This is a genomic window from Cyclonatronum sp. (assembly GCF_022565315.1).
In the GTDB taxonomy this organism is placed as follows: domain Bacteria; phylum Bacteroidota; class Rhodothermia; order Balneolales; family Cyclonatronaceae; genus Cyclonatronum.
Genome location: NZ_JAIUMX010000131.1, coordinates 1 through 9,191 on the forward strand (window position 1 = coordinate 1; position 9,191 = coordinate 9,191).

Annotated in this window: 9 protein-coding genes; 4 read left to right on the forward strand and 5 right to left on the reverse strand. The window is 57.9% G+C overall.

Going from position 1 to position 9,191, the window contains the following annotated elements:
- A partial coding sequence (locus LAT75_RS14050) for a hypothetical protein (protein WP_291483311.1) occupies positions 1 to 239 on the reverse strand: 239 nt, incomplete at its 3' end.
- Positions 240 to 517: 278 nt separating this feature from the next.
- Here LAT75_RS14050 and LAT75_RS14055 point away from each other — a divergent pair.
- Positions 518 to 1,003 (forward strand): metallophosphoesterase, encoded by a 486-nt coding sequence (locus LAT75_RS14055; RefSeq protein ID WP_291483312.1) that lies wholly within the window; start codon positions 518 to 520, stop codon positions 1,001 to 1,003.
- A 181-nt stretch (positions 1,004 to 1,184) separates the two neighbouring features.
- Here the strand turns inward: LAT75_RS14055 and LAT75_RS14060 are convergent, their stop codons facing one another.
- Positions 1,185 to 2,057: a GIY-YIG nuclease family protein gene (locus LAT75_RS14060; protein ID WP_291483313.1), complete on the reverse strand. Its 873-nt coding sequence runs from the start codon at positions 2,055 to 2,057 to the stop codon at positions 1,185 to 1,187.
- A gap of 218 nt (positions 2,058 to 2,275) precedes the next feature.
- Here LAT75_RS14060 and alr point away from each other — a divergent pair, with 218 nt between their 5' ends.
- Positions 2,276 to 3,433 (forward strand): alanine racemase, encoded by a 1,158-nt coding sequence (gene alr, locus LAT75_RS14065; RefSeq protein ID WP_291483314.1) that lies wholly within the window; start codon positions 2,276 to 2,278, stop codon positions 3,431 to 3,433.
- Between the two features lie 53 nt (positions 3,434 to 3,486).
- Here alr and LAT75_RS14070 read toward each other — a convergent pair whose 3' ends face one another.
- Complete coding sequence (locus LAT75_RS14070; RefSeq protein ID WP_291483315.1) at positions 3,487 to 3,729, reverse strand: hypothetical protein; 243 nt, start codon at positions 3,727 to 3,729, stop codon at positions 3,487 to 3,489.
- A 225-nt stretch (positions 3,730 to 3,954) separates the two neighbouring features.
- Here LAT75_RS14070 and LAT75_RS14075 point away from each other — a divergent pair, with 225 nt between their 5' ends.
- The gene (locus LAT75_RS14075) at positions 3,955 to 4,779 is read left to right on the forward strand and encodes a class I SAM-dependent methyltransferase (protein ID WP_291483316.1); all 825 of its coding nucleotides are present in this window, start codon (positions 3,955 to 3,957) and stop codon (positions 4,777 to 4,779) included.
- A 2-nt stretch (positions 4,780 to 4,781) separates the two neighbouring features.
- On the opposite strand, the gene LAT75_RS14080 is transcribed toward LAT75_RS14075, so the two are convergent.
- On the reverse strand, positions 4,782 to 5,735 hold the full coding sequence (locus tag LAT75_RS14080) for an NAD-dependent epimerase/dehydratase family protein (protein WP_291483317.1): 954 nt from the start codon (positions 5,733 to 5,735) through the stop codon (positions 4,782 to 4,784).
- Between the two features lie 3 nt (positions 5,736 to 5,738).
- Positions 5,739 to 7,727 carry a glycosyltransferase family 1 protein gene (locus LAT75_RS14085; RefSeq protein WP_291483318.1) on the reverse strand — a complete coding sequence of 663 codons (1,989 nt, stop codon included), beginning with the start codon at positions 7,725 to 7,727 and terminating at the stop codon, positions 5,739 to 5,741.
- 158 nt (positions 7,728 to 7,885) lie between these two features.
- On the opposite strand from LAT75_RS14085, the gene LAT75_RS14090 reads away from it, so the two are divergent.
- The coding region (locus tag LAT75_RS14090; protein WP_291483319.1) for an ABC transporter transmembrane domain-containing protein at positions 7,886 to 9,191 on the forward strand (1,306 nt) is incomplete at its 3' end.

Genomic DNA, 9,191 nt, shown 5'->3' on the forward strand with positions numbered 1-9,191 from the left:
GTCTGCATGCCTTCAACGCGCTCACGAAGGCGTGAAGTGGCAGCATAGGTTTCGAAATCGCCCTGCGCCTTAACCGCGCGGAGCAGCTCGTCGGAAACCAGGGTGCCGCTGCGGGTGGTATGAAGCTCTACAAAGAACTGATTGTTGCACCAGTCGCAGGCCTCAGCTTTCTGAAAACTGCCGCTGAGCAGCACGATAAAGCCGACCAAAAATGCCGTTTTTAATACTGTCGTTTTCATAAGAAAAAAAATTTGGTTGTTTTGAAACCCGCAGCCCGTTGTAAAAGCTGCGTTTATAAATAAGACTAAATAGTCTTTAATTAAAGGTAGGGGTTTGTTGTGCCGGGTGCAAATAATAATTAAGACTATTTTATCTTAATATGGTGTCGCCCACTGAAAACCGGCTGTTTTCCCCAAATAACAGGGAGGTACTGGCTCACGACCCTACAGCTGCTTCTTGCTTTCAGTCTTATTTTTTTGCTAATTGAAAAGAACTTTCTTCAACGAATTGCTTCATTATGAAAATTGGACTCATCTCAGACACCCACGATCATCTGCCCCATATCCGCAAAGCCATGAGCCTGTTCCGGCTTCAGGGCGTTTCGACCCTGCTGCATGCGGGCGACTTTTGCAGCCCGTTTGCCGTGCCCGAACTCGAAGGCTTCGAGCTGCACGCGGTTTTTGGCAACAACGACGGCGACGCCTACCGCATCCTTATGAAAATGGAAGGCATTGCAGCCGAGCATCACGCTGAGTTTGCCGACCTCACTTTCGGCGGACGCCGCATCGCACTGTATCACGGCACGCAGGAGGGCATTACCGAGGCGCTCGTAAAATGCAGGCTGTACGACCTCGTTGTGAGCGGGCACACGCACAGTCCGCACATCAAAACGGAGGGCAAAACGATGTGGGTCAACCCCGGCAGTGCGCACGGGTTCGGGGAGCGCGCAACCGTTGCGGTGTACGACACCGACGCACACGAAGCCGTAATCGCCGAGCTCTGAAGCTGAAGGTCCGGCACACCGTTGTTCCCGCTTTTTTATTTTTTTGGGCGAACTCCGTGCGCATCACTGTTTTTCATGGCAGTTCTTGCGTCCCAAGCCTGCGGCCAATCCCGTGCTTTTTGGGTCCATGCCGCCCTAACGCGCAAAACCGGGCGGCGCTTGAACTACCAGACGCTACTCCTCAGGGCCGGGAGAGCATCACCCTAAAGTCATCGCAGTCGGCCTGCGGCAGCAGGCTTGTGCGCAGGCCAAAGCGGCTCACTATCAGCGCGTTGAGCGCGGCCCGGCTCACGAAAAAATGGCTGAGGCTGCGTGCATCATCCTGAAGCTGATTTTGGGCGAAGCGTCCCGCTGATGCTTCGGCCTGCGCTTCCGGCCCTTCGAAAAGCTGCAACAGCCCGGACTGCTGCCCGCCAAGGAAATCGCGGACAAGCCGGTGCACCGAATCGCAGGGCACATCAAAGGTGTGGGTGAAGCTGCGCGGTGTGAGCACCCGCACGATCTCGCGCGGCAGGGCGCCGCCATTGTATGCCGCGCTGAAGCGGTACAGCAGCCGGTTGAGGGCACCTAAAGCAGCCCTTACCGGTGCGTGCCCCTTGAAGGCTCCGAACACATCCCCCTGAAAGCCATCGGGCACCGACATGCGCAGCTCAAGCCCGAGCGCATTTTCGGCCGGACGGCTGAGCAAAATGTAGTAGTAGGTTTCCGGGGATTTATTTGCGCTGTTGAAGGGCGGCCGGTGCAGCCGTATCAGGCGGTTTTCTTCGAGCAGGGCAGCGGTCTCATCAGGCAGCTCCTGCCAGCTGATGCGCGACACCTCACGGATCAGCCGGATAATCTTGCGCGAAACCGACTGCGGTCTGGCGCTGCGGTAGCTCAGCAGCCGGTTCCGGAGGTTGCCCGATTTCCCGACATAAAGCACCTCGCCGGCTGCCGACCAAAACACATACACGCCCGGCGATTTGGGCACGGCATCCCAGAAATCCGCGCCGAGGCGTTCGGCAAGCGGATTATCGGGCTTCAGCAGCCAAAGCTGTTCGCGGGGTACGGGCATGCTCAGAAATCGGGTTCAGGGTTGGAAACGCATCACCCTAAAATAAAACAAAAGAGTGACAGCTTCTGTCATCCAAAGTGAAGTTAATTTGGTTTTTAGGAAGACTGAAAAGCCCGGAAGCATTCAGGTTTCAAAGAAAACGCCAAATTTGCGCTTGAAATCCCAGCCGAATAGTCCCATATTGCACAGCCCGCAGATTACCTTTTTACCAAAAAAACATGTTGCACTCATCCTTTATTGAGCTCAATAAAGCAGCCTACAAACAAAATATTCAGTTTCTGAGAGAGCGGTTCGGACCCGACGTCACCTTTTCATCCGTCATAAAGGGCAACGCCTACGGGCACGGCATCGAAAACATCCTGCCCATGGCTGAGGCCGAAGGCATCCGGCATTTTTCGGTGTTCAGCGCGGATGAAGCCCTCAAAGCCCTGAACGCACGCAGCCGCGACAGTGAACTTATGATTATGGGGATGATTGATGATGACGAGCTCGCATGGGCTGTGGAGCACGACATCAGTTTTTATGTGTTTGAAATCGGGCGGCTGCAGGCCGCGGCGGAGGCGGCAAAGCGAATCGGAAAGCCGGCCCGTATCCATATCGAGCTGGAAACCGGCATGTACCGCACGGGCTTCAACCGCGAGGAGCTGCAGCAGGCCTTGGATTTTCTTGCGGATGAAAAAGAGCAGTTTATTATCGAAGGTATCTGCACGCATTTTGCCGGTGCGGAGAGCGTAACCAACTATCTGCGTATCAAAAATCAGATGAAGGCCTTCAGCAAGCTGCACCGCATGGTCGTCAAAAGCGGGCTACCCTATCGCATGTGCCATACGGCCTGCTCGGCGGCAGCCATCCGCTATCCCAAAACGCGCATGGATATGGTGCGCATCGGCATTGCGCAGTACGGCATGTGGCCCAACCGCGAGACCTACCTTTTTGATGTGGTGGAGCGCAACGGCGACGAACTTTCGGAGAACCCGCTGCGGCGCGTAATCAGCTGGAAAAGCCGGGTGATGAGCATCAAATCGGTGCCGGCGAACCGCTTTATCGGCTACGGCACAAGCTACCTCACCAACACCGAAACCAAAATTGCGACCGTGCCCGTGGGCTACACGCACGGTTTCAGCCGGAACCTCAGCAACCTCGGCCGGGTACTGATCGAGGGCAAGCGCGTGCCTGTGATCGGCGTAGTGAACATGAACATGATGATGGTGGATGTGAACGGCATCGAGGGCGTACAGAAAGGCTCGGAGGTGATCATTATCGGAGAGAAAAACGGCATCGACATGACCGTTGCTTCGTTCTCGGAGCTCACCAACATGCTGAACTACGAAACGCTCGCCCGGCTGCCGGAGAAGATTCCGCGGTTTGTGGTATAGGAATCAGCTTTCTATAAATTTTGGGGTGACACAAACGCTGGTATCAACCACGATCATGGCCGGTCCTGCGTTATTGCCTCACGAATTTCCTGCAGATTCAGAGATCCTTTTGCCTGTAGCCTGATCTGTTTAGCTCTTGCAATAATTTGGTCCGGTGTTTTTCGATCGGCTTCAAGTGATTGCTTCAGGCAGGTAATCACTTCATTTTCTAAACTGCGCTGATTTAGCGCTGCTTGTTTTAGGAGTTTCTCGTAAATGTCGTCGGGGACATCCCGCAGGGTAATTTTGTTTGGCATGGCAAACCCGCCTGGTTAGGTTGAAAAACTTAACTGCAAAATGCAGGCACGCATTTCGGACCTTAATTTTCTTTTTGATTATCAAAGGTAAACCCTTCGTCAGAATTCTGAAAAGATAACATTTCAGCAGAATGGTTCTGACTCAGATAAATGTTTGAAGAAAAAAATTTATGACTCTTATTTCTTCAATCACTATCTCCAAAATCAGACTAAATTTCCCGGTATATGGCACCGCACTCAGAAACATCATCCCGCTACTACGAAGAAGTCGCCTCCTACTACGACGATGACGCCCGTGATTTTGAGCAGCGCTATGAGGTAAATCCCGTGCTGCAGCGCATCCGCGGGGCGTTTCGGGAAATCACGGAGCGGCAGCCGTTCACGCAAGCGCTGGAAATCGGCTGCGGGCCCGGTTTTGATGTTGAATATTTTGCGGCCCGCTACCCCGACCGGCAAGTCTCGGCCATTGATGTGTCGCCCGGCATGATTGAGCTCGCGAAAAAACGATGCGATGCGGCCGGGCTCAGCAATGTGCACTTCGGTGTCGGCTCGGTGGAAGACATCCCGGCCCAATTCCCGGATACCTGCTTCGACCTCATTTTCGTTTATTTCGGCGGGCTCAACACCGTCTTCGATCTCCGCAAAGCTGCCGAAGACCTGCGCCGCGTTTGCACCCCTGATGCCCGGCTTGTGCTCACTTTTGTGAACCGGTACTACCTCACCGAAATCCCGCTGTGGCTGCTAATGCGCCGTTTCGACAAAGCCTTCGAGCGGATCACCAACCGCTGGCGCGGCTACTCCGATCACCGCAAAATTCCAAGCCGGCCCTACTCGGCCGGTGACATCCGCCGGGCCTTCGGTCCCGATTTTGAGCTGGGCTACCATCGGGGCTTCAGCCTGCTTTACCCGGCCTGGTACCGCTCGCATCTGCTCCCCAAACTCGGCGGCACAGCCGAAAAATTATGGCGCCTTGATAACCTCCTCGCCAAAACTCCGCTCTGGAATACCGGCGAGTACAGCCTGTACGAAATGCGGATGAAGAACCCCTAAACTCAGACCGACGCCCGGATGGCTTCTTCCGCGCCGGGATACTGGTTCGGAAAATTCCGGATGAGAGGCTCCCGGCTCCGCACATCCATCGAGAAAGTCAGGGCTTCGTAAACGGTCCGGCCGAATTTCCGGCGCAGCTGTTCTTCCGGCATACTGCTGATTTCAGCCGCGCAGATGCCCGCCGTGAGTCGGATAAACTCCGCGTGGGTCACCTGCGGGCAAGCACACAAATTGTAGATTTTCCCCTGATGCTGCCTGCCGAGCGCGACCGAGCAGATCTGCGCGGCACAATCGTCCACATGAATCAGGCTCATCAAATTTTGACCGCTTCCGAACTGTGTGATGCTGCCGCTCTCCCGGGCGGCCCGCGCATAAAACTGCTGAAACCAGGAGCCGCGCCCGATTACCCAGGGCGGACGCACGACCGAAACCGGGATTTCGCCGCCCCGCGCACCGAGAAACGGATGCTCGGCTTTCACATAATCCCGCTGAAAGGCGATGGGGTTGAGCGGTGCGCTTTCATCCGTGGGCTGCGTGCCACGGTCGCCGTACACCAGGGTTCCGGAAACATAAACCAGATGCGGCGCCTGCGGCAGCCCGCGGAGCCAGCCGGTAAGCCGCTCCGATGCGCGCCTCCCCTGATGCCCCGCCCACCAGCGCGAAAGCCGCCGCCGCCCCGGAATGCGAGCCAGATGAATGATGGCATCCGGCAGGTCGGCTTCCAGCTGCCGCCAGTCGAAGCTGCGGATATCGCCCGAAACGGATTTTGCGCCCTCCGGCAGAGGCGTATTCCGCACCAGTCCGGTCACCCGAATTTCCATCGCAAGCAGCTGACGCACAACGGCTTCCCCGATAAATCCGCCCCCGCCCAGCACCCAAACGTGCGGCTGTTTAAAGGGAGAGGAATTTGTTGTATCGGTGGAAGGCATCCCGCTCTGATCTAAATTTGAGGCCATAAATCAGCTCAGTTTTTTTCGGATGGAAACAGCTGCGCTTCCGGCAGGGAGTCCGCCAAAGCGGCGCATGCGCTCTGCAAAAGCCTGCTTCACCTGCGGCCGGTGATCGCGCGTGTGCAGCTTAATTCGGTGCGCATCCCACAGCAGTCCGCCGGTGCCGCTCTGCAGGCCGGCGCGCTTCCACACGGCCGACCAAAAAAACATCAGCAGCAGGTTGAACCGGCTCAGCAAACCTTTCTTCGCAGGCATTTTCTCAGCCCCGCTTTCTTCCGGAAGCCGGGCATTCGGGAAGTGCGCCTTCATCCAGTGGTTGTGGCTGCGGATGTGCTTCGTGCCCGGCTTTAGGCTCACTTTCCGCAGGAAGAGCAGCTGGAAGGCCGTGTAAAAATCGCGCTGCCAGTGCACCTGCTGCGCATTTTCGGCCAGCACGTAATTCGCACAAACCGAGCTGCCCCGGCCGGCAAGCAGGCTCACGGCCCTGATCCACGCATAGGCCAGCCAGCTGCGGTTTTGGGCCGCCACAACGAGCAGGTCGAGGTCAGGCTGCGCGTCGAGTCCGCTGCCGTGCGCCGTGCCGCCGGAGTAATACAGACCCCTCACCCAGGGCGAAGCCATCACAAGCCGCAAAAGCCGGGCATGCCGCCGCCGTACCCGCCCTGCTTCCTCCGCCTGATCCGGCTGCGGCTGACCGCTCACCGGCCGGAGCCGAAGGAGTCCGTTGCTCTCAGAAAGGGCATCATCCCGGTATGCGAGCAGTTCGACGAGTGCCTGCGAAAAGGCCTCGAAACTGAGCTTCACGCCGCTTAGCGAGCGGTGCAGCTTCCGGCGCGTGATGCCCGCCCCGAATACATCGGCATAAGCAATGCCCGCCAGGATAGCGGTATGTGTATCGGGCGCATGGTGTTGGCTCGGCTCGCCCAGCAGGTGAAATGCCCGCTTCTGATGGGTGAGTTTTCGGGTGATGCGCTCCGTGGCCGAAATGCAGGCTTCGCTGCCGAAGCGCTGCGCCATGGCCCGGCCCGCTCCGCTGAGGTCGGCTGAGGTCCGCTCCTGAAGCTGCATCATGCCCGAAGTGATGGACGCTGCCGAGGTTCCGTCGGCCGTTACAGCCCATTTCCCGGCCACTTCCTGCAGTGCCGCATCCTGTGAAATCAGCACCGGTATTTCATTGGCCAGCGCATCCATCACCGGAAGCCCGAAGCCTTCGATATGGCTCACAAGCACGAGTCCGGAGGAAAACGCGAGCAGGTCCTGCATGCGGGCTTCGCTCACGAAACCGGCGTAGGTCACGCCCGCTGTGCCGGCTATCAGGCGGCGGATGCGGCGGGTCCAGGCCGCGGGACCGTGCAGGCGGCCTGCCAGGACCAGCGATACCGAGCGCTGTTTCCGAACCTCACGAAAAGCAAGCAGCATGTTTTCGAAGTTCTTTTTCGGCTCCAGATTGCCGATGTAAAGCAGGTAAGGCTCCTCATGGACCGGTACCGGACTTTGCAGCTGAAGCGGCGGAGCCGGCGGATGAACCAGAATGCGGTCGGCCGCAAAGCCGGTGTGCCGGATGATGCTCTGCCGCGAAGTTTCGCTCACGGTTAGGATGAAGCTCGCGTTGCGGAGGGTGTGCGAAAGCCGGTGCCGGTACCAGCTGCGCATTTTGCGGCTGTAAAACTGCGGATGGCTCAGGAAGGACAGGTCATGCAGGGTAACCGCAGCAGGGTAGGGCCAGGCGGGCGGCATAAAATAATTCGGAAAGAAACCGGCATCGGCGGTAATGTTGGGACGGTTGCCGGCGAGGGTCAGGTTCAGCTCCCGGTGATAGCCCGGCGGGTTCAGAACTTCCCCCTCCGCTTCACCACCGGCCTGTTCGGGGTGCCAGCAGCCGGGCGAGCAGATCACCGTATTGCGTGCAGCGAGCGCGGAAACGAGGGCGCGGGTGTAACGTCCCGTACCCGAGGCAACCGGCCGTACGCTTGTTGTATCTGCAAAAAGTGTTCTCATAAGCTGCGGGCTTCCTTCGTTAAAATAGGCGTTTGGGTCAGAACAGGTCTGCCGCTGCATTCATTCAAAATAATTTAATCCGGCCCTTTGCTGAATTGATTCAGGCCGGGGGATGTTTACCTTGCCCGAAAGCCGACATCACCCTAAAACACACGACCTTGCATCTCAACAAAACTTCCTTCCGGCAGTATTTCCGGATTCTGACGTACGCCCGGCCTTACCTCGGGCGCCTGCTGTTTGCGCTTGCGGCTTCCCTGCTTGCCACCCTCGTGTGGCTGGCCGTACCGCTCGGGCTGCGCGAACTACTCGATGCGGTTTTTGACGGCGGCAACCGGGAGCTGCTCAACACCGTCACTTTTGTGCTGATTGGTCTTTTTGTGATGCAGGCCTTTCTCGGCTTTTGGGGCAGCTACCTGCTCGACTGGATCGGGGAGCGGGTTGTGGCGGACCTGCGCCGGGAAGTGTACGAACACCTGAGCCGGCTGAGCCTGCGTTTTTTCTCGAATCAGCGGCTGGGCGAAATCACCTCCCGCCTCACCAACGATGTGGGCGCCATCCGCGACGCCGTAACCGGCACGCTCTCTGAGGGCCTCACGCAGACTATCAGCCTGATCGGCTCGGTCGGCCTCATGGTGTACCTCAACTGGCGTTTGAGCCTGGTCATTTTCGTGACCGTGCCGCTCATTACCCTCGCGGTGCGCTACTTCGGCGGCCTCATCCGCAAACTTTCGCGCGACGTGCAGGACCGCCTCGCCGATACGACCTCCATCGCTGAAGAAGCCCTGGGCGCGATTCAGTCCGTAAAATCCTTCGCCCGGGAGAACTACGAGGTAGGCCGCTACCACGACAAAGTTGAAGAACTTTTTGTGACCTCCCGCAAACGGGTGCTGTACAGCAACCTGTTCTGGTCGGCTGTCGCTGTGATGTTCCTCAGCACCATGATCGTGATTTTCTGGTACGGCGGCACCGAAGTGCTGGCCGGCCGGCTCACCGCCGGTGATCTGGTGGCCTTCATCTTCTTTGCGTTCAACATCGGGCGCTCACTCGGCGGCATGGCGCGCGTGTACGCGGTGTTCAGCAGCGCGGTCGGGGCATCGGAGCGCATCTTCGGCCTGCTGGAGGAAGTGCCCGATATCGAAGACAAGCCCGGCGCAAAAGCGCTCACCTCTGTTGAGGGCGCGGTGGCTTTTGAGGAGGTCTCCTTCGGCTATGATGCCGCGCAGCCGGTGCTGGCGGACATCAGCTTCAGCTGCAAACCGGGTGAAATCATCGCCCTTGCGGGACCAAGCGGGGCGGGCAAAACGACCATGCTGAGCCTGATACCGCGGTTTTATGAAGTCAGCTCGGGGCGCATCACCCTTGATGGTACCGATATCCGCGAACTGCCGCAGCGCAACCTGCGGGAGTTCATCGCGGTGGTGCCGCAGGATATTCACCTGTTCGGCACGAGCATTCGGGAGAACA

Excerpts from the sequence above, each read along its gene's own strand:
- LAT75_RS14055 (WP_291483312.1), top strand. The coding sequence starts at position 518 with ATGAAAATTGGACTCATCTCAGACACCCACGATCATCTGCCCCATATC.
- LAT75_RS14060 (WP_291483313.1), bottom strand. The coding sequence starts at position 2,057 with ATGCCCGTACCCCGCGAACAGCTTTGGCTGCTGAAGCCCGATAATCCG.
- alr (WP_291483314.1), top strand. The coding sequence starts at position 2,276 with ATGTTGCACTCATCCTTTATTGAGCTCAATAAAGCAGCCTACAAACAA.
- LAT75_RS14070 (WP_291483315.1), bottom strand. The coding sequence starts at position 3,729 with ATGCCAAACAAAATTACCCTGCGGGATGTCCCCGACGACATTTACGAG.
- LAT75_RS14075 (WP_291483316.1), top strand. The coding sequence starts at position 3,955 with ATGGCACCGCACTCAGAAACATCATCCCGCTACTACGAAGAAGTCGCC.
- LAT75_RS14080 (WP_291483317.1), bottom strand. The coding sequence starts at position 5,735 with ATGGCCTCAAATTTAGATCAGAGCGGGATGCCTTCCACCGATACAACA.
- LAT75_RS14085 (WP_291483318.1), bottom strand. The coding sequence starts at position 7,727 with ATGAGAACACTTTTTGCAGATACAACAAGCGTACGGCCGGTTGCCTCG.